This window comes from Aeromonas media, from assembly GCF_020423125.1.
Taxonomy (GTDB): Bacteria; Pseudomonadota; Gammaproteobacteria; order Enterobacterales; family Aeromonadaceae; genus Aeromonas; species Aeromonas media.
The window spans coordinates 2,292,408-2,312,254 of the sequence record NZ_CP075564.1 but is presented as its reverse complement, the minus strand read 5'-3'; the positions used below and the strand labels follow the sequence as shown (position 1 = coordinate 2,312,254).

General features: G+C 62.2%; 16 protein-coding genes. 7 read left to right on the top strand and 9 right to left on the bottom strand.

Features of this window, described 5'->3' with window-relative positions:
* Positions 1 to 231: 231 nt before the first annotated feature.
* On the top strand, positions 232 to 1,632 hold the full coding sequence (locus KI797_RS10620) for a DEAD/DEAH box helicase (protein WP_005326024.1): 1,401 nt from the start codon (positions 232 to 234) through the stop codon (positions 1,630 to 1,632).
* A 93-nt stretch (positions 1,633 to 1,725) separates the two neighbouring features.
* On the opposite strand, the gene KI797_RS10615 is transcribed toward KI797_RS10620, so the two are convergent.
* The 3 genes from KI797_RS10615 to cra form a co-directional block, all read right to left on the bottom strand.
* On the bottom strand, positions 1,726 to 2,112 hold the full coding sequence (locus KI797_RS10615; RefSeq protein ID WP_182785522.1) for an MAPEG family protein: 387 nt from the start codon (positions 2,110 to 2,112) through the stop codon (positions 1,726 to 1,728).
* A gap of 194 nt (positions 2,113 to 2,306) precedes the next feature.
* A complete protein-coding gene (locus tag KI797_RS10610; RefSeq protein WP_043131751.1) occupies positions 2,307 to 3,500 on the bottom strand; it encodes an aromatic amino acid transport family protein in 1,194 nt (397 codons plus the stop codon).
* 303 nt (positions 3,501 to 3,803) lie between these two features.
* A complete protein-coding gene (cra, locus tag KI797_RS10605; RefSeq protein WP_005329727.1) occupies positions 3,804 to 4,802 on the bottom strand; it encodes a catabolite repressor/activator in 999 nt (332 codons plus the stop codon).
* A gap of 306 nt (positions 4,803 to 5,108) precedes the next feature.
* Between cra and fruB the strand changes: the two genes are divergently transcribed.
* The 3 genes from fruB to fruA are packed head-to-tail and all read left to right on the top strand — an operon-like array spanning position 5,109 to position 8,931.
* On the top strand, positions 5,109 to 6,209 hold the full coding sequence (gene fruB, locus KI797_RS10600) for a fused PTS fructose transporter subunit IIA/HPr protein (protein ID WP_182785521.1): 1,101 nt from the start codon (positions 5,109 to 5,111) through the stop codon (positions 6,207 to 6,209).
* On the top strand, positions 6,209 to 7,198 hold the full coding sequence (gene pfkB / locus KI797_RS10595; RefSeq protein WP_005329724.1) for a 1-phosphofructokinase: 990 nt from the start codon (positions 6,209 to 6,211) through the stop codon (positions 7,196 to 7,198). Before fruB ends, pfkB begins: the two co-directional genes overlap by 1 nt.
* Positions 7,195 to 8,931 carry a PTS fructose transporter subunit IIBC gene (gene fruA, locus KI797_RS10590; protein WP_226169291.1) on the top strand — a complete coding sequence of 579 codons (1,737 nt, stop codon included), beginning with the start codon at positions 7,195 to 7,197 and terminating at the stop codon, positions 8,929 to 8,931. Before pfkB ends, fruA begins: the two co-directional genes overlap by 4 nt.
* An 80-nt stretch (positions 8,932 to 9,011) precedes the next feature.
* Here fruA and KI797_RS10585 read toward each other — a convergent pair whose 3' ends face one another.
* Positions 9,012 to 9,263: a DUF1289 domain-containing protein gene (locus KI797_RS10585; RefSeq protein WP_005329720.1), complete on the bottom strand. Its 252-nt coding sequence runs from the start codon at positions 9,261 to 9,263 to the stop codon at positions 9,012 to 9,014.
* Between the two features lie 150 nt (positions 9,264 to 9,413).
* Here KI797_RS10585 and mltA point away from each other — a divergent pair, with 150 nt between their 5' ends.
* Positions 9,414 to 10,565, top strand: coding sequence for a murein transglycosylase A (mltA, locus tag KI797_RS10580; protein ID WP_226169290.1), 1,152 nt, complete (start codon positions 9,414 to 9,416; stop codon positions 10,563 to 10,565).
* Positions 10,566 to 10,685: 120 nt separating this feature from the next.
* Here the strand turns inward: mltA and yfaE are convergent, their stop codons facing one another.
* From yfaE to ubiG, 5 genes are all read right to left on the bottom strand, one after another.
* Positions 10,686 to 11,006, bottom strand: coding sequence for a class I ribonucleotide reductase maintenance protein YfaE (gene yfaE / locus KI797_RS10575; protein WP_041205821.1), 321 nt, complete (start codon positions 11,004 to 11,006; stop codon positions 10,686 to 10,688).
* Complete coding sequence (gene nrdB, locus KI797_RS10570; RefSeq protein WP_041205819.1) at positions 11,003 to 12,136, bottom strand: class Ia ribonucleoside-diphosphate reductase subunit beta; 1,134 nt, start codon at positions 12,134 to 12,136, stop codon at positions 11,003 to 11,005. Before nrdB ends, yfaE begins: the two co-directional genes overlap by 4 nt.
* 83 nt (positions 12,137 to 12,219) lie before the next feature.
* Positions 12,220 to 14,487: a class 1a ribonucleoside-diphosphate reductase subunit alpha gene (nrdA, locus tag KI797_RS10565; protein WP_005329715.1), complete on the bottom strand. Its 2,268-nt coding sequence runs from the start codon at positions 14,485 to 14,487 to the stop codon at positions 12,220 to 12,222.
* Between the two features lie 539 nt (positions 14,488 to 15,026).
* Positions 15,027 to 15,710, bottom strand: a complete 684-nt coding sequence (locus tag KI797_RS10560) for an HAD family hydrolase (protein ID WP_005329713.1) — start codon at positions 15,708 to 15,710, stop codon at positions 15,027 to 15,029.
* Positions 15,710 to 16,426, bottom strand: coding sequence for a bifunctional 2-polyprenyl-6-hydroxyphenol methylase/3-demethylubiquinol 3-O-methyltransferase UbiG (gene ubiG / locus KI797_RS10555; RefSeq protein WP_041205817.1), 717 nt, complete (start codon positions 16,424 to 16,426; stop codon positions 15,710 to 15,712). Before ubiG ends, KI797_RS10560 begins: the two co-directional genes overlap by 1 nt.
* Positions 16,427 to 16,625: 199 nt before the next feature.
* On the opposite strand from ubiG, the gene gyrA reads away from it, so the two are divergent.
* Entirely contained in the window at positions 16,626 to 19,403 is a 2,778-nt protein-coding gene (gene gyrA, locus KI797_RS10550; protein ID WP_226169289.1) for a DNA topoisomerase (ATP-hydrolyzing) subunit A, read from the top strand.
* 255 nt (positions 19,404 to 19,658) lie between these two features.
* Positions 19,659 to 19,829, top strand: coding sequence for a hypothetical protein (locus KI797_RS10545; RefSeq protein WP_167336105.1), 171 nt, complete (start codon positions 19,659 to 19,661; stop codon positions 19,827 to 19,829).
* The last annotated feature ends 18 nt before the right edge of the window (positions 19,830 to 19,847 follow it).

The following is a 19,847-nucleotide window of genomic DNA, read 5'->3' as shown; positions in this document are numbered from 1 at the left end:
GCCATTCTGCCCCGCCATAGTGGGCTTTTCCACCCAGGCTGGGAGGCGTATCACATTTTTCTCGTGTAACGGCGCCAACTCCGTTAGACTGCGCCTCTATTCTTTCCCCTTTGCTCTGCTCCCCGGGGAAATCGTTGTTTTCTCTATAGGCCCAGATCCTGTGAGATGGCATCGGCTCAGCAGAGGAGCCCCACCACAGATCCCCGGCGCCCCTATCCCTAGCAGGTAACTATGAGTTTTACTTCCCTCGGTCTGGCCGAACCCTTGTTGCGTGCCGTTGCCGAGCAAGGCTACGACACCCCGTCTCCCATCCAGCAACAAGCGATCCCGGCCGTCCTGGCTGGCCGTGACCTGATGGCCGCCGCCCAGACCGGGACCGGCAAGACCGCAGGCTTTACCCTGCCGATGCTGCAGCGCCTCACCGAGAGCAAGCGCAAGGTATCCCCGAACCGCATTCGCGCCCTGGTGTTGACACCGACCCGCGAGCTGGCCGCCCAGGTGGGCGAGAGCGTGCGCAACTACGGCAAGCACCTGCCGATCCGCAGCCACGTCGTCTTCGGCGGCGTCAGTATCAATCCGCAGATGATGGCGACTCGCCGTGGTCTGGACGTGCTGGTGGCCTGCCCGGGTCGCCTGATGGATCTCTACAACCAGAACGCCGTGAAATTCGACGAAGTCGAGATCCTGGTGCTGGATGAAGCGGACCGCATGCTCGACATGGGCTTCATCCGTGACATCCGTCGCATCCTGGCCCTGTTGCCGAAGAAGCGCCAGAACCTGCTCTTCTCCGCCACCTTCGCCGAGGAAATTCGTGAGTTGGCCACCGGCCTGCTGGATAACCCGGCGGTGATCGAAGTGGCCCCGCGCAACAGCACCGCCGAGCGTATCGAGCAGCTGGTGCACCCGTGCGACAAGGCCAACAAGATCGCGCTGCTGAGCCACCTGGTCACCAGCAACGACTGGCAGCAGGTACTGGTGTTCACCCGCACCAAGCACATGGCCAACCGTGTTGCCGAGACCCTCGACAAGAACGGCGTCAGCGCCGCCGCCATCCACGGCAACAAGAGCCAGGGTGCCCGTACCCGCGCCCTGGCCGGTTTCAAGGAAGGTAGCGTCAAGGTGTTGGTCGCGACCGACATCGCCGCCCGTGGTCTGGACATCGACAAGTTGCCGCAAGTGGTCAACTTCGAGCTGCCGAACGTGGCGGAAGACTATGTGCACCGCATCGGCCGTACCGGCCGCGCCGGCGCAGCCGGTCACGCCATCTCCCTGGTCGCCGCCGATGAAGGCAAGCTAATCAAGGCCATCGAGCGTCTGACCAAGCAGAACATCCCTTGCGAGCAGGTGGCCGGTTTTGAAGCCTCCCGCGAGACCCTCGACAACATCGCTCGTGGTATCGGCGCGCCGCTGCGCAAAGAGCCCCGCGATCCGAGCGAGCAGCGCCGTGCGCCGCGCCCGCAGGGTCAGGGCCAGCGTCAGGGTGCCGGTCGTTCTGCCTCCAATGGCAATGCAGGTGGTGCCCGTACCGGTAACGGTGGCAAACCCAAGCCGCAAGGTGGTCAGCGTCCCGCCGATGGCGCCGCCAAACCGGCCCAGGCTCGTCGTCCCCGCCGCGCCAGCCACAACCAGTAAGTGGCTCGGGAGCCAGGCTCCCCAGTTATTCGCTGATAAAAAAGCCCCGCCAGAATGGCGGGGCTTTTGTTTTTCTGGCCGGCAGTGAAGCGGTCAGAGGAGGAGCGCCGTGATCAAGATGTACGCCGCACTCACCAGGATCACGCCGAAGGTCAGCCCCATCCCCACCACTCGGTAGCGGAAGTTCTCCGGTGTGCGGCTCATGCCAAAGGCGTGACAGAGGTGACCACACAGCAAGCTGGCCCCCAGCAGATGGATGAGCCAGGGTGTCTGGCTGGAGGTTTCGACAAAATAGATCAGCAGCAGGGCCAGGGGAACATACTCGGCAAAGTTGGCGTGCACCCGCATGGCCCGCAGCATGGCGGGATCATCGCCATGCCCCAGCGCCACTCCCCGACGGTGGCGGGTGCGAATGGTACGCTCGCCGAGCAAGACGAAGAGCAAGGCGAGCAGGGCCGCGTAGATGGGCACTATGGTCATGGTATCTGGCTCTCGAGTGGATGTGTTTGCCTGGATATTGCTTGGCGCCTCAATGGCTTGCCTCTGATGGTAGCAGCAGGATGTGGCGAGTGGCGCAACCAGCTGCCGAGGGCGCCTGGGACCAGATCACAAAAAGCCCCGCCAACTTATGCTGGCGGGGCTTTTCAATGTGGGGCATTCAAGGCGGGTAAGGATCAGAGCGCGGGCAGCATGCCGAGGCTAACGCTCACCTGGACGCCGACGATCAGCACCCCCATGGCGCCGGCGAGACCCAGCGCAACCACGCCGCCCGGAACCCGGTAATGGTGAGCGGCGGCCTGCTTGCGGCTCTGCCACACCAGAGCCACTGGCAGCAGCACCGCCAGCACCGCTAGGGCGATGGCGGCGTAACCCAGCGCCATGATGAAGCCCTGCGGGAAGTAGAGGGCAAACAGCAGGGGCGGCACGAAGGTGATCATGCCGGTCTGGCTGCGGCCCTGCCAGTTGTCCTTGCGGCGGGTCACCTTGGCCATGAAGTCAAACAGCCCCAGCGTCACCCCGAGGAAGGAGGTGGCGAGCGCCAAGTCAGCAAAGAGATGCATCGCCTGATTGAAGGCGGGCCAGTTCACCAGGTTGCCGACGCTGGCAAGCAGGCTGTCGAGCGCCCCGCCGGTCTGGATCAGGCTCTGCTGGCCGAGCAGGCCGAGGATGGCTACCTGCCACAGCACGTAGAGGATAAGCGGCAGGGCAGAGCCCCACACGAAGACTCGGCGCAACTGCTTGGGGCAGTCGCCGAGGTAGAGCATGACGCTCGGGATGGAGCCGTGGAAACCGAACGAGGTGAATATGACTGGCAGCCCCGCCAGCAGCAAGCCCTGGCCGAGCGGCATGGAGAGCAGGTGCTGCCCCTCGGCGCGGGGCAGCAGCAGCGCCAGCACCCCTACCATGATCACCAGTTTGACGGTGAACATCAGTCGATTGAGGTAATCCACTTGCTTGGTGCCCACACACACCATGCCGCCAAACAGCAGGGTGAAGGCCCAGGCCGCCTGCTCCTGGCTGACGGTGGTGCCGGCATCCGCCAGCGCCTGGGCCAGCAGGCTGCTGCCGCCGCTGATGTAGGCGGAGGCCAGGGAGTAGAACAGCATCAAAATGCAGAAGGAGGCGATGCGCTTGCCCCAGGGGCCGAGCAGGTGATCCGCCAGTTGGTGCAGGTACCACTTGCCGGTATTGAGGCTGGCCTCCACCTGCAGCATGGCGGTGAAGGCCATCAGGGCCCAGAGCCCGATCATCAGCGCCAGGGTGGCGGGGCCGCCCAGAGACGAGGAGGCCAGCGGCAGGGCCAGCATGCCGGCGCCTATGGTGGTGCCGGCGATAAGCAGCGTACAACCCAGGGTTTTGGTATTCATGGTGTGCATCCAGATAGAGAAACTGCGTAGTAAAAAAAGCGTGCCAGTGGCGGAGTCGGCCAGGTGCCTCCGGGGGCGGGACCGGAGGCTAGCAATATCGGAGTGGACGCATCGTTACGAAAAATCCGTGGGTTGTAAAAGATGGTTGCCACGTTAACGGATCAAAAAAGTGGAAACAAGCCTGTAAAGGCGGATTTTGTACTGCGAGGTGGCAATAGGTGGAAATAAAAGATGACAGCAGACGGTGTTGACTGGTGGAAAAGCGCGCCGGCGTGGCAGGAGAGCGCCGGCACGTGAGGGACGTCAGCGGCGACGCTTGAGGGTGCGGCTCACACAGTGCAGGCCAGCGCGGTAGTGGCCGTTGATGGCCTCGAAGGCGAGGGCAAGGGCCTGGGCAGCCAGGGCGTCGTGCTGCTGGGGCAGGGAGTTGATGCCAAAGGGGAGGAAGTCCAGCAGCCGATCGTCCCCGAAGGTGGCCATGGCAATCTGGCTCATGTCGGCCTCCTGCTCCAGCAGATAGTCGAGCACCCCCTCCATCAATATGTAGGAGGTGGCGACCAGCGCCTCGGGCAACTGGCCGAGGCGCTGGTACAGCTCTTTGATCAGGCGATAGCCCTCGGCGCGGGAGAAGTGGGCCCCCTCACAGACATGGGGTGTCAGCAGGGCGGCGCTGGCGTGGCTGCTCAGCGCCTGCTCGAAACCGGCGCGGCGCTCCTGGCTGATCGTGAGGCCTGGCAGCGCGGTGATCAGCGCCACATGGCGAAGGGTGGTGGTGAGCAGGGAGGCGGTGAGATCGCAGCTCGCCTTCTGGTTTTCACTCGCCACAGTGATGAAGTGGTCGGCGGCCAGGGCCCGATCGATGGCCAGGATTTGCACACCATGAGCTTGCTGCTCCCGATAGAAAGGGTCCGCCGGCGGCAGGCAGCTCGCCACCAGCAGCGCATCCACATGGCGGCTGACCAGCATTCTGGCCAGCTCCTTCTCGGTATCCGGCTCGTCTTCCGAGCAGACGATCAGCAGCTGATAGCCCTGAGCCCGCGCGCCCTGCTCGAGGCGCTTGGCGAGTTTGGCATAGCTGGCATTCTCAAGGTCCGGCAGGATGAAACCCAGGGTCCTGGTCTGGCCGCCGCGCAGGGAGGCGGCGCGGCTGTCCGGCTGATAGTTGTGGGCATGGACCACGGCCATCACCTTGTCACGGGTGGCCTGGCTGATGCGATATTGATTCGCCTTGCCGTTGATCACATAGCTGGCGGTGGTACGCGAGACACCGGCCAGGGCGGCGATTTCATCCAGTTTCATCATATTGGCTCTGTTTGAGTTGCAAGGCCCGCGACGGTTTCAGGTGGGGGCACCGAAAAGTGTGCGCGGGATCATATCATTGAAAAGCACTCTCCGTGGGATCTTGAACAATTGGCTGAAACGATTCAGTCTTAGTGTAAGTGAAACGATTCAGCTTGTCAGTAAGCGATGAATGTTCGACCAGGAAATGCCGAGATGGCCCACCTGGGGGGAGATTCCCGTCTATTGTCAGCAGGCAAATTACCCGAAATCCAAGTTGAGTTGAGCCGGTGTGCCGCGAGGCGAAGCCGGACCTGATGGAGAATCTCTATGTTGAAGTTGGCGCGACAGCAAATCCTGCTGGGACAATCGGTGGCAACCAAGGCGGACGCCATCGCCCTGCTGGCAGGCAAACTGACCGATGCGGGTCTGGTGGAGGCCGGTTATGTGGACGGCATGCTGGCGCGGGAAGCCCAGCACGCCACCTACCTTGGCAGTGGCATCGCCATTCCCCACGGCACCACGGACACCCGTCATCTGGTCAAGAGCACCGGCGTCATGGTGGCCCAGTTCCCTCAGGGGATCGAATGGGATGAGGGGCAGATTGCCTATGTGGCCATTGGCATCGCCGCCAAGTCGGACGAGCATCTGGGCATCTTGCGCCAGCTCACCCATGTGCTGGGTGACGAGCAGGCTGCCGCGCAATTGAGAGAGGCCACCGATGAAGAGACCATCATCAACATCCTGACCGGGGCAAGTGCGGCGAAAGAGGTGCAATACCTGACCCTGGCGGACTTCCCGGCCGACGATCGTGACCAACTGTTGCTGGGGGCTGCCGCCCGCGCCAAATCTGCCGGTTGGGGTGAGGCCGCCATGGTGACCTCTCTGCTGGCAAGCGAGCCCGCCTATCTGGGGGATGGCGTCTGGCTGGCCCGTGCGCAAGCGGCCCAGACCGGCTGGGTGCTGGCGACCCCGAGCAGCGCGCTCAGCGCAGGGGATCTACCCGTCAGCGCCCTGCTGCTGCTGTGCGCCGCTGATGCGGGTCATCTGGCGCAGCTCGACAACCTGGCCAAGCTTGCCGCCGCCGGTCAGCTCGGGACGCTCGCAGGGAGCGACGGTCTGGCCATGCTGCAGGCAGGTCCGGCGAGCGGTCTCTCCGACACCTTCACCATCATCAACCCCCATGGCCTGCACGCTCGTCCGGGCGCCATGCTGGTCAAAGTGGCCAAGGAGTATGCATCCGACATTCGCGTGGCGAACCTGGATGGTAGCGGTGAAGCGGTCTCCGCCAAGAGCCTGATGAAGGTCATCGGCCTGGGTGTCAAGTGCGGCCACCGCCTCGCCTTCCGCGCCGAAGGGACCGATGCCGAGGCGGCCCTCAAGGGCATAGGCGAAGCCATTGCCGCCGGTCTGGGCGAGGGGGCGCACTGATGGACATCGTCACCATCACCCTCAATCCTGCGCTGGATCTCACCACCCGTCTCGAGGCCATGATCCTCGGCGAGGTAAACCTGGTGAGCGAAGCCAACTTGCGCGCCGCGGGCAAGGGGATCAACGTCGCCATGGTGCTCAAAGACCTTGGCCGTGACGTGGGCCTGACCGGCTGGCTCGGGACTGACAATCAGCAGAGCTTCGTCTCCCTGTTTGAAGCGCTGGCCCTGGACGATCATTTCGTGCGCGTGGCAGGCAGCACCCGGATAAACGTGAAGATCTCCGAGCAATCTGGCCGGGTCACGGATCTCAATCTGCCGGGGCTCACCGTGCATCAGGCGGAAGTGGCCACGCTGGAGGCCGAGATAGAGAAGCTGGCGCCACGCGCCGACTGGTTCGTGCTGGCGGGCAGCCTGCCCAAGGGGGTCGAGCCTGGCTACTGCGCCCGTCTCATCAGCCTGCTCAAGGCCAAAGGCAAGCAGGTGATCTTCGATTGCAGCGGCGTGGCCCTCACCGAAGGGATCAAGGCTGCGCCTACCCTGGTCAAACCCAATCTGGAGGAGCTTGAGCAGTGGGCCGGTCGCCCCGTCGAGACCCTCGCCGAGCAGGCCGAGTGTGCCCGTGCCCTGCAGGCCGCCGGGATCCCCCATGTGGTGATCTCCAATGGCGCTGACGGCCTGGTCTGGTTTGGCCCCGATGCCACCTGGCAGGCCATTCCGCCGCGCATGCAGGTGGTCAGCACGGTCGGTGCCGGCGACTCTCTGGTAGCGGGGCTGGCCCATGGCCTCAGCCTTGGCTGGGCGCCGGAGCAGACCCTGCGTCTGGCCACCGCCGTCTCTGCCTTGGCGGTGAGCCAGGTGGCGGTCGGCTTTGACGATATCAAGGTACTCACCCCCTTACTCGAGCTGGTGCGCGTACAGCGTCTGGATGACCTGGCACCGGCTCAATCCAACCCCCTTTCGATGACACACTCAGGAGATGCCCAATGAAAGCAATTCTGGTTACGGCTTGCCCGGCGGGCATTGCCACCAGCTTTCTCGCTGCAAAACGGATAGAACAGCAGGCCAAACTGGCGGGCTGGGAGCTTATCCTCGATGTCGGCTCCAGCGTACAACCTCGCCAGGTTCCCTCGAAAGAGCAGATTGCCGCCGCCGAACTGGTGCTGGTAGTCGCAAGTGCCCCGGTGGATCTCGCCGCCTATGACGGCAAGCGCCTCTATCAGGGCAGCATGGATCTGGCGCTGCAGGATCCTGCCGCCCTGCTGGAGGCAGCCGCGAGCGGTGCCAGCCTCTATCGCCACCAGGCCGCGCCCGCCGTTGCCAATGCCGCCGCCAAGGCGGCCAGCGGTGCCAAGCGCATAGTTGCGGTCACTGCCTGTCCGACCGGGGTGGCCCACACCTTCATGTCGGCGGAAGCGCTGGAGACCATGGCCAAGCAGCTGGGTCATCAGATCCGCGTCGAAACCCAGGGCTCGGTCGGTGCCCAGAACGCCCTGACCGCCGATGAGATCGCCGCCGCCGATCTGGTGTTCCTCGCCACCGACATCGAGGTGGACATGGCCCGCTTCGACGGCAAGCCCGTCTATCGCACCAGCACGGGCGCTGCCCTGAAGAAGACCCGCGCCGAGCTCGACAAGGCCTGGACAGAGGCGAAGACCTATCGTCACAGCGGCGCTGCCGCGGCCAAGAAAGAGGAGAAGGCCGGCCCCTACAAACACCTGCTGACCGGTGTCTCCTTCATGCTGCCCATGGTGGTGGCCGGTGGTCTCATCATCGCGCTCTCCTTCATCTTCGGTATCGAGGCGTTCAAGGAAGAGGGGACGCTCGCGGCGGCCCTGATGAAGATCGGCGGCGGCTCCGCCTTCGCCCTGATGATCCCGGTACTGGCCGGTTACATCGCCTACTCCATCGCCGACCGTCCGGGTCTCGCCCCCGGCATGATTGGCGGTATGCTGGCCAGCTCGCTCGGCGCCGGTTTCCTCGGCGGCATAGTCGCCGGCTTCCTCGCCGGTTACAGCGCCAAGTACCTGAGCGACAAGGTGCGCCTGCCGGTGACCCTGGAAGCGCTCAAGCCCATCCTCATCATTCCATTGGTGGCCAGCCTGTTTACCGGCCTCGTCATGATCTACGTGGTGGGCGGCCCGGTGGCCGGCATCATGAATGCCATGACAGAGTTCCTGAACAACATGGGCTCCGCCAACGCCGTGCTGCTGGGTGTCATCATCGGCGCCATGATGTGCTTCGACATGGGCGGTCCGGTCAACAAGGCGGCCTACGCCTTCGGGGTCGGCCTGCTCGCCTCCAAGACCTATGCCCCCATGGCTGCGGTGATGGCCGCCGGCATGGTGCCGGCCCTGGGGATGGGGATCGCGACCTTCCTGGCCAGCAAGAAGTTCATCAAGGCGGAGCAGGAAGCGGGCAAGGCCTCCTTCGTGCTGGGACTGTGCTTCATCTCCGAGGGGGCCATCCCGTTTGCGGCCAAGGATCCGATGCGGGTCATCCCGGCCTGCATGGTGGGTGGTGCCCTGACCGGTGCGCTCTCCATGCTGTTCGGCTGCGAACTGGTGGCGCCCCACGGTGGCCTGTTCGTGCTCTTCATCCCGAACGCCATCAACAACGTGCTGATGTATATCGTGGCGATTGCGGCGGGATCGCTGTTGACCGGCGTCTCCTACGCCATGCTCAAGCGCGGCGAGGAGCAGGCCAAGCTGGCAACGGCCTGATTGACGTCCATCCGATGAATGACAAGGCGGCCTGTGGGCCGCCTTTTGTTTTGGTGGGGTGCAGGAGGGCAGGGAAGGGGTCAGAAATCCCAGCCGGGTTGTGATGGCGGTTCGATGGGCTCACCCTCTCTGGCCTTGCGGCGGGCGGCCTCGACCCGTGCCTTGCGGTTGCGGCACAGACGCATCACCTCCTGCTGCTGGGTCGGAGTCATGGCGAGCCAGTTGAAGCGCTCTTCCCGACTGCGCAGGCACCCCTTGCAATATCCCTTGTTGTTCACTTCGCAGATCCCGACGCAGGGGCTCGTCAGGGGGAAGATTTCGAGCTGTTCCATCCACGCCCTCTCACATCTTGTCACCTTGTTATAACCCAGAAGATCCCCTTTGGAGAAATAGGGCGTCCGGGGGTGGATGGTGTTTGCTTTCCCCCGGCAAATTTGGCATCTTCCCCGCCGTGCAAGACGCTCGGTGTTATATGAGGACATATGAATATACATGCGTACTGGCTGGCCGCCGCCGTGGTCGGGTTGGCCGGTTGTGCGGGCAACCCTGAACCGGTCAAGGTGCCCCAGAAGAAGGCGGGATCCGGATGTTTTCTGAACTGCGAGGTGCCGGAGAATCTGGGCAAGCAGTATCTGGATGGCGCCCTGCCAGGGGATCTGGTACGGGTGGAGCGCGTCAACAGTCGCCAGCGTGCCGACTACAGCAAATTCGGCCCCCAGAGCCGGCTGGTGCTGGAGCGTTCCGGCAAGATGACCCGTCGTTATGGTGAGCTCTATCGCCAGCTTTCCCGCTGGGTGGCCAATGGCGGTGATCCTGCCTACATCACCCAGTACGGTATCAGCCTGGCCCAGCTCGGCGGCGCCGATCGCATGGGCAACGTGCTTTTTACCGGCTACTACTCGCCGGTGCTGGAGGTGCGCCACCGCCCGGATGCCAAGTACAAGTACCCCATCTATGCCATGCCCAAGTGCGGTGGCCGTTGCCCGAGCCGTGCCGAGATCCACCAGGGAGCGCTGGCCAACCGGGGGCTGGAGCTGGGTTACAGCAAGTCTCTTATCGACAACTTCCTGATGGACGTGCAGGGTTCTGGCTTCGTGCACTACGGGGATGACGACCGGCTGCAATACCTGGGTTACAGCGGCAAGAACGGCCACGGCTACGTGAGTATCGGCCGGGTGCTGATCGACCGGGGAGAGGTGCCCAAGGAGCAGATGTCCATGAAGGCCATCAAGGAGTGGGCCAACAGCAAGCCGGAGGAGAGCGTCAAGGAGCTGGTAGAGCAGAACCCGTCTTATGTCTTCTTCGAACGTCGCCCCACCAATGATGTGATCGGCGCCGCCGGCATTCCGCTGCTGCCACTGGCGGCGGTGGCGGCCGACAAGACATTGCTGCCGATGGGCACGCCCATCCTGGCTGAGGTGCCGCTGCTCGACAAAGCCGGCAACTGGACCGGCAAACACCAGTTGCGGCTCTTGATCGCATTGGATGTGGGCGGCGCGGTGAAGAGAGGACACCTGGATCTCTACCACGGCATGGGGGAGAAGGCCGGTATGGCCGCGGGTCACTACAAACACTTTGGCCGGGTCTGGAAGCTGGGCCTGCACCACGGGCCGACCGCCGCCCCCTGGCTGTGATCCTTTGATGGTTCGGGCGTCTGCACAGGGCGCCCTTAAGAGAAGTTCAAGAAGCAAAAAAGCCGCCGGATTTGCTCCGGCGGCTTTTTATTGGCTGTGATTTACCAGCCCGTAGTGGCGTCAGCCCTTCTGGATGTCCAGCCGGATGGCACCCACCGGCTGGCAGCAGCAGGGCAGGCACTCTCCCTGGGAGACAAACGCCAGCGGCACGGCGGCGTAGTGCACCGAGCCTGCCAGCAAGGGCGTGCGGCAAGCGCCGCAATAGCCGCTGCGGCACTGGAACTCCACGTGATGACCGTGGCGCTCCAGAGTCTCCAGCACGCTCTCGCCGGGATGGGCGTGCAGCACGCCATCCTGGGTATGCACCCGTGGCGAGCCTGCTTCGCTCTGCGCGGGGACCGCGTGCGGGGCAGGGGTCAGCGTGCCGGTGGCGTCACTCACAGCTCGAAGTCACCCAGGTCGTCTGCGTGCACTTCGCTGTCGATCTGGCCGACCAGATAGGAGCTCACCTCCACTTCTTGGGGCGCCACCTGCACGTTGTCGGAGGACAGCCAGGTGTTGATCCAGGGAATTGGGTTTTGCTTGGCACCAATGAAGGCGGGTTGCAGGCCGACCGCGCTCATGCGCAGGTTGGTGATGTATTCCACGTACTGGCAGAGGATGTCCTTGTTCAGGCCGATCATGGAGCCATCCTGGAACAGGTACTCGGCCCACTCTTTCTCCTGCTCGGCTGCTTCCTTGAAGATGTCGAAGCAGGCTTGCTCGCACTCGGCGGCAATCTCGGCCATCTCAGGATCGTCCAGGCCATTGCGCATCAGGTTCAGCATGTGCTGGGTGCCGGTCAGGTGGAGGGCTTCATCGCGGGCGATCATCTTGATGATCTTGGCGTTGCCTTCCATCAGTTCGCGCTCGGCGAAGGCAAACGAACAGGCGAAGCTGACGTAGAAGCGGATCGCCTCCAGGGCATTGACGCTCATCAGGCACAGATAGAGTTTCTTCTTCAGCTCGCGCAGGTTGATGGAGACCTCGCGGCCCGCCACGCGGTGGGTACCTTCACCGTGCAGGTGGTAGAGCGCGGTCGCCTCGATCAGATCGTCGTAGAAGTGGCTGATGGAGCCGGCACGCTTGAGGATCTGCTCGTTGGTCACGATATCGTCGAACACCTGCCCCGGGTTGTTGACGATGTTGCGGATGATGTGGGTGTAGGAGCGAGAGTGGATGGTCTCGGAGAAGGCCCAGGTCTCGATCCAGGTCTCCAGCTCTGGGATGGAGACCAGCGGCAGCAGCGCCACGTTCGGGCTGCGACCCTGGATGGAATCCAGCAGGGTCTGGTACTTCAGGTTGGAGATGAAGATGTGCTGCTCATGGGGTGGCAGGGCCTGATAGTCGATGCGATCGTGGGAGACATCCACCTCTTCCGGACGCCAGAAGAAGGAGAGTTGCTTCTCGATCAGCCGCTCGAAGATGTCGTGCTTTTGCTGATCATAACGGGCCACGTTGACCGACTGGCCGAAGAACATCGGCTCCTTGAGCTGGTCGTTTTGGGTCTGGCAGAACGTTGAATAAGCCATGGTGATTTGAATGTCTTGAATGAGAGGAGACAGGAGGGCGGGAGCTTCATGCTCCCGCCCGGTTCATCAGATCGTGCAGCGACTTATATTTTACAAGCCCCGCCGGCGCAACCGTCGTCTTGCAGATCGGTCTGGGCATCGTCCGCACCATCACGGGTGTTGTGATAGTAGAGGGTCTTGAGGCCGTATTTGTAGGCGGTCAGCAAGTCCTTGAGCAGCTGCTTCATCGGGACCTTGTTGCCTTCGAAACGGGCCGGATCGTAGTTGGTGTTGGCGGAGATCGCCTGATCCACAAACTTCTGCATGATGCCGACCAACTGCAGGTAGCCATCGACGCTCGGCTGTTTCCACAGCAGTTCGTACTGATCCTTCAGGCGGTGATACTCGGGCACCACCTGCTTGAGGATGCCGTCCTTGGAAGCCTTGACCGACACCAGGCCGCGCGGCGGCTCTATGCCGTTGGTAGCGTTGGAGATCTGGCTGGAGGTCTCGCTCGGCATCAGGGCGGTCAGGGTGGAGTTGCGCAGACCCACGGTCTTTATCTCTTCACGCAGGCTTTCCCAGTCCAGATGCAGCGGCTCGTTGCACAGCACATCGAGATCCTTTTTATAGGTATCGATGGGCAGGATCCCCTGGGCGTAGGTGGTCTCGTTGAAGGCCGGACAGGGGCCGAATTCGCGGGCCAGCTGCACGGAGGCCTTCAGCAGGTAGTACTGGATCGCCTCGAAGGTACGGTGAGTCAGTGCCAGACCGGAACCGTCGGAGTAGCGGGCACCATTCTTTGCCAGGTAGTAGGCGTAGTTGATGACGCCGATCCCCAGGGTGCGGCGGTTCATGCTGCCCTTCATCGCAGCCTTGAGCGGGTAGTCCTGATAGTCGAGCAGGGCATCCAGGGCGCGCACGGCGAGATCCGCCATCTCTTCTAGGTCTTCCAGCTTCTCGATGGCGCCGAGGTTGAAGGCAGACAAGGTGCACAGGGCGATCTCGCCCTCTTCGTCATCCACGTTGTTGAGCGGCTTGGTGGGCAGCGCAATCTCGAGGCAGAGGTTGGACTGACGCACCGGCGCCACGCTCGGATCGAACGGGCTGTGGGTGTTGCAGTGATCCACGTTCTGGATGTAGATGCGACCGGTGCCGGCGCGCTCCTGCATCATCAGGGAGAAGAGATCCACCGCCTTGAGGGTCTTCTTGCGAATGCTCGGATCCTGCTCGTATTTGACGTAGAGCTGCTCGAACTTGTCCTGATCCGCGAAGAAGGCGTCGTACAGACCCGGGGCATCGGACGGGGAGAACAGTGTGATGTCGCCGCCCTTGATCAGGCGCTGGTACATCAGCTTGTTGATCTGCACGCCGTAGTCCATGTGACGGACCCGGTTCTCTTCCACGCCGCGGTTGTTCTTCAGTACCAGCAGGCTCTCCACCTCTGTGTGCCACAGGGGGTAGAACAGGGTGGCGGCACCGCCGCGCACGCCGCCCTGTGAGCAGCACTTCACGGCAGTCTGGAAGTATTTGTAGAAGGGGATGCAGCCGGTGTGGAAGGCTTCGCCGCCACGGATGGGGCTGCCGAGACCCCGGATGCGACCGGCGTTGATGCCGATGCCGGCACGCTGGGAGACGTAACGGACGATGGCGCTGGCGGTGGCATTGATGGAGTCCAGGCTGTCATCGCACTCGATCAGCACGCAGGAGCTGAACTGACGGGTCGGGGTGCGCACGCCGCTCATGATGGGGGTAGGCAGCGAGATCTTGAAGGTCGAGACCGCATCGTAGAAGCGCTTGATGTAGTCCAGACGGGTATCTTTCGGATACTTGGAGAACAGGCAGGCCGCCACCAGGATGTAGAGGAACTGCGGGCTCTCGTAAATTTCGCCGGTGACCCGGTTCTGCACCAGGTACTTGCCTTCCAGCTGCTTGACCGCTGCGTAGGAGAAGTCCATGTCACGCCAGTGATCCAGGTAGCCGTTAAGCTCCTCGAATTCGGCCTGGGTGTAGTCGGTCAGCAGGTGCTTGTCATACTTGCCCATGTCCACCAGACGGGCGACGTGCTGGTAGAGGTGGGGCGGCTCGAACTGGCCGTACGCCTTCTTGCGCAGGTGGAAGATGGCCAGACGGGCGGCCATGTACTGGTAATCCGGGCTCTGTTCGGAGATCAGGTCAGCAGCGGCCTTGATGACGGTTTCGTGGATGTCGGCGGTACGGATACCGTCATAGAACTGGATGTGGGACTTGAGCTCCACCTGGGAGACCGACACGTTGTCGAGCTTCTCGGCGGCCCAGTCGAGCACACGGTGAATTTTATCCAGATCGATGGGTTCTTTGTGGCCGTTACGCTTCGTCACAAACAAGTTCATTGGCTGATGACCTTTAGTTGATTCCCGAAAAACCATGGCGCCACGCATCCAGGGCGCCATTCTCGATGGTGGCCTGGGGGCGAAGTGCGCCATGAATCACAAGATATAGTGTTATTTTAAATTCGAACTACAAGATAGTGAGGTCGGCACGGCATTGCAATCTGTGGATAACGCATTAGCTGTGGATAAATTGTGGGTGTTCGGGCCCGAGTTAGTGACTGCTCACAGTGAGTGGGTTTTCATCCGTCCGATCCGGCAAATGCAAGTCTGATGATCGAAGATGGAAAATTTAAATAACTTTTTTTGCTTGCGAAAAGAGGGTGTTTTTACTAGCAAATTCAGCCTGGTTATCCCTTGTGCAGTCAGGGTCAAAAGCTGTCCGATCCCCGTTGGCGCACGGTTGTCACCACCTCGAAAAAGGGGGCATATCAGTGCCCCCTGTCATGACCATAGCGTGGCTCCAGGAGTGAGCGTCGTGCTCATCTGGCCACCCCATGGCGTTAAAGTTGCCCCGATGATCCACCTATGCCGTGCCGTGTTCAGGTCAGCTCGTAGCGCAGCCAGTGGTGCAACGCCTGCACGGTGTCAAACTGCAGATCTGCGCCCCAGTCGGCGGGATCCTCGTCATCGCTCAGATAGCCCCAGCCCGCCACCGCAGTGCGCATGCCGGCGTTGCGTCCCGCCTCGATGTCACGCACGTGATCCCCCACGTAGAGGCAGTGCGCCGCCTCGACCCCGAGCCGTTCGCAGGCAAAGAACATGGGGGCGGGGTCTGGCTTGCGCACCGGCAGGGTATCTGCGCTGACGGTGACGCCACAGCTGGCAAGCTCGGGCAGGGCGGCCAGCAGCGGCTTCGTGAGAAAGCCCGGCTTGTTGGTGACGATGCCCCAGGGCAGCTTCTTCTCATCGAGCCATTCGATGAGATCCAGCATCCCCTCATAGGGGCGGGTGCCGACACAGAGGTTGGCTGCATAATGGTCGAGCAGGGCGGTGCGCAAGCGCGTGGCACCCAACTCTTCCAGCAGATCCTCCCCCAGACCCGCCTTGAGCAGCCCGAGCGCCCCGTGGGAGGTGGTCTGGCGGATGATGGCCTCGGGCAGCGGGGCAAAGCCTTCGCTCACCAGCACATGGTTGACGGCGGCGCCGAGATCAGGGGCCGTGTCGAGCAGGGTGCCGTCGAGATCGAACAGCACGCAGCGCAGGGGGGCCTTGTCGGTGCTCATCAGCCTTGCTCCGGGCGCGCGAACGCTACCATGTAGTTGACGTCGACGTTCTTGCCGAGTTTGAAGCTGTTGGACAGCGGCGCGTAGTGAACGCCGCTCATGTCCCGTACCAGCAGGCCTGCGGCTTCCCCCATGCGACACAGCTCGGCAGGGGTGATGAACTTTTTGTGGTCGTGGGTACCCTTGGGCACCATTTTGAGCAGGTACTCGGCCCCCAGGATCATCATCAGGTAGGCTTTCGGGTTGCGATTGATGGTAGAGACGAACACCTTGCCGCCCGGTCGTACCAGGGTGGCGATGGCGCGCAGTACCGAGGCGGGATCCGGCACGTGTTCCAGCATCTCCATGCAGGTGACCACGTCATACTGGCCCGGGGCCTCGGCGGCATGAGCTTCGGCGGTCATCTGGCGATATTCGAGCTCCACACCCTGCTCCAGGGCATGAAGGCGGGCAACCCCGAGGGGCTCCTTGCCCATGTCGATGCCGGTCACGCGAGCCCCCCGGCGGGCCATGCTCTCGGAGAGGATGCCGCCGCCGCAGCCGATGTCGAGCACGCGTTTGCCAAACAGGCCGCCGCTCTTGTCGGTGATCCAGTCAAGGCGCACCGGGTTTATCTGATGCAGGGGTTTGAACTCGCCCTCCATGTCCCACCAGCGGGAGGCGATGGCTTCAAATTTGGCGATTTCTGTCAGATCGACATTGGCATCACTGTTCATTTTTCGATGATCCTGTGGCAGGGCGCGCAGCGGGCAGGGCGCGCGCAATCTATTGTCCTGGCGGGCATTATAACGGACGGACTTGGTCACACCAGCCCGACGTGCTACCCGGATTTGTGGCTTAAGGTATTTGGCTCAGTGTGTTACCATGTCGCGCTGTTTAAGCCAAAGAACAACTAATTAGGGATTAAGGCTTTCTATGAGCGATCTGGCCAGAGAGATCACGCCGGTCAACATCGAAGAAGAGCTCAAGAGTTCCTATCTGGATTACGCCATGAGCGTGATCGTAGGACGAGCTCTGCCGGATGTGCGTGATGGCTTGAAACCGGTTCACCGCCGCGTTCTGTTTGCTATGAACGAGTTGGGGAACGACTGGAACAAGCCCTATAAGAAATCGGCCCGTGTGGTCGGTGACGTAATCGGTAAATATCACCCGCATGGCGACAGCGCCGTGTATGACACCATTGTCCGGATGGCGCAGGATTTCTCCATGCGTTACATGCTGGTCGATGGTCAGGGCAACTTCGGTTCGGTCGATGGCGACAACGCTGCTGCCATGCGTTACACCGAAGTGCGGATGGCGCGCATCTCCCACGAGTTGCTGGCCGATCTGGACAAAGAGACCGTGGACTGGGTGCCGAACTACGACGGCACCGAGATGATCCCGGCTGTCATGCCCACCAAGGTACCCACCCTGTTGATCAACGGCTCCTCCGGTATCGCGGTGGGCATGGCGACCAACATTCCTCCTCACAACCTCACCGAGATAGTCAACGGCTGTCTGGCGTTGATCGAGAATGGCGCCCTCACCATTGACGAGCTGATGACCTATGTCACCGGCCCGGATTTCCCCACCGGCGGCATCATCAATGGGCGCTCCGGCATCGTGCAGGCCTACCGGACCGGTCGCGGCTCCGTCTATGTGCGGGCCAAGGCCGAGGTGGAAGTGGACGAGAAGACCAGTCGCGAGACCATCATCGTTCACGAGATCCCCTATCAGGTGAACAAGGCACGGCTTATCGAGAAGATCGCCGAGCTGGTCAAAGAGAAGAAGGTCGAGGGCATCAGTGCCCTGCGCGATGAGTCTGATAAAGACGGCATGCGCATCGTTATCGAGATCAAGCGCGGCGAGTCCGGCGAGATTGTGCTGAACAATCTCTACAAGCACACCCAGATGCAGACCACGTTCGGCATCAACATGGTGGCGCTCGATAACAACCAGCCCAAGGTGATGAACCTCAAAGAGATCCTGGATGCCTTCCTGCTGCACCGCCGTGAGGTGGTGACCCGCAGGACTGTGTTCGAGCTGCGCAAGGCGCGGGATCGGGCGCACATCCTGGAAGGTCTGGCGGTGGCCCTGGCCAACATAGACCCCATCATCGAGCTCATTCGCCACAGTGCGACCCCGGCGGATGCGAAAGCTGGCCTGGTTGCCAAGGGCTGGGAACTCGGCAATGTGGCCGCCATGCTGGAAAAAGCGGGCGACGACGCGGCACGGCCGGAGTGGCTGGAGCCGGAGTTCGGGATCCGTGAAGGGCAGTACTTCCTGACCGAGATCCAGGCCCAGGCCATCCTTGACCTGCGTCTGCACAAGCTGACCGGCCTCGAGCACGAGAAGATCCTAGAAGAGTATCAGTCTCTTCTGGATCTCATTGCCGAGCTGCTGTTCATCCTGGCAAGCCCGGAACGGCTGATGGAAGTGATCCGCGATGAACTGCTGGCCGTGCGCGAGCAGTATGGCGACGAGCGTCGCACCGAGATCAGCATGTCCAGTGCCGAGATCAACATCGAAGATCTGATCACCCCGGAAGACGTGGTAGTCACCCTGTCTCACCAGGGCTATGTGAAGTATCAGCCGCTCTCCGACTACGAGGCCCAGCGCCGCGGTGGTCGTGGCAAGTCGGCCACCCGGATCAAGGAAGAGGACTTTGTGGAGCGTCTGCTGGTGGCCAACACCCACGACACCATTCTGTGCTTCTCCACCCGTGGCAAGGTCTACTGGCTCAAGGTCTATCAGCTGCCGGAAGCGTCCCGTGGCGCCCGTGGTCGTCCCATCATCAACCTGCTGCCGCTGGAAGAGGGTGAGCGCATCACCGCCATCCTGCCGGTGAAGGAATATGATGCCGAGAAGTACGTCTTCTTCGCTACCGCCAACGGTACCGTGAAGAAGACCAGCCTGTCCGACTTCAGCCGTCCGCTCTCCTCCGGTATTCGTGCCATCAACCTCAAAGAGGGTGATGAGCTGATCGGGGTGGACATCACCGACGGCAGCAACGAGATCATGCTCTTCTCCGATGCGGGCAAGGTCGTTCGCTTCAATGAAGGTAGCGGCCGCGCCGATGCAGCCGATGTGGATGCCAGCGATGACGTCGAGACCGACGACGCCGGCAACGACGAGGATGGCAGCGACAACGGCGAAAGCACTGAAGGCACCGAGAGCAAGGGTACCTTCAAGGGCGTGCGTCCCATGGGTCGTACCGCCGCCGGTGTGCGCGGCATCAAGCTGGGTGCCGGTGACAAGGTGGTCTCCCTCATCGTGCCGCGCGGGGTCGGTGCCATCCTCACCGCCACCGAGAACGGTTACGGCAAGCGTACCGCACTGGACGAGTACCCGACCAAGAGCCGTGGTACCCAGGGCGTTCGCTCCATCAAGGTGGACGAGCGCAACGGCAAGGTGATCGATGCGATCCAGGTCGAGGATACCGACCAGATCATGCTGATCACCAACGGCGGCACCCTGGTGCGAACCCGTGTTGCCGAGGTGAGCGTCATTGGCCGTAACACCGGCGGTGTTCGTCTGATCCGTACCGGTGAAGACGAGACAGTCGTCGGCCTGCAGCGCATCGCCGAGAGCGACGAGGAAGAGAATGACATCGTGGCCGTTGACGGTGAGGTATCCGAAGGCACTGATACCGCGCCAGATGCCGGCTCTGCCGATGCAGGATCTGCTGAAGAAGGTGCTGCGAGCGACGAATAATCGCGCGTTTTCCACCATGAAAAAGAGCGACCCCAGGGTCGCTCTTTTTGTTGCTGCCGTTTGTCTCTGGCCGCGTGCCCCCAGCCTGATGGGTCAGCCTGATCCTGTTGCTGTACGCGTCGCTGATCACTCGCACGTGCTCCTCCTTGTCCTCATTCATCATGCCTGCGTCATCCCCCTGTCATGGGATGAGGCCAAGCTGCCCCTGTCGCACTCAACAGACTGCGACGCGCAGCCATCAAACAGGAGCACCTTATGACTAGCTGGGTAATGTGGGAGATCTGGTGGAGCCGGGTATGGGGCGAACATCAACCAGCATCGCTGGCAGGGGAGCATGAGGATGAAGTGGCCCATGAGCCGGCACGACTGCCCGCCGAATTGATCGCCCAGGGCAAGGCCACGCACTCGCCTCGGCCAAGAGGGTGAGGCCCTGCTCGCCGGCAT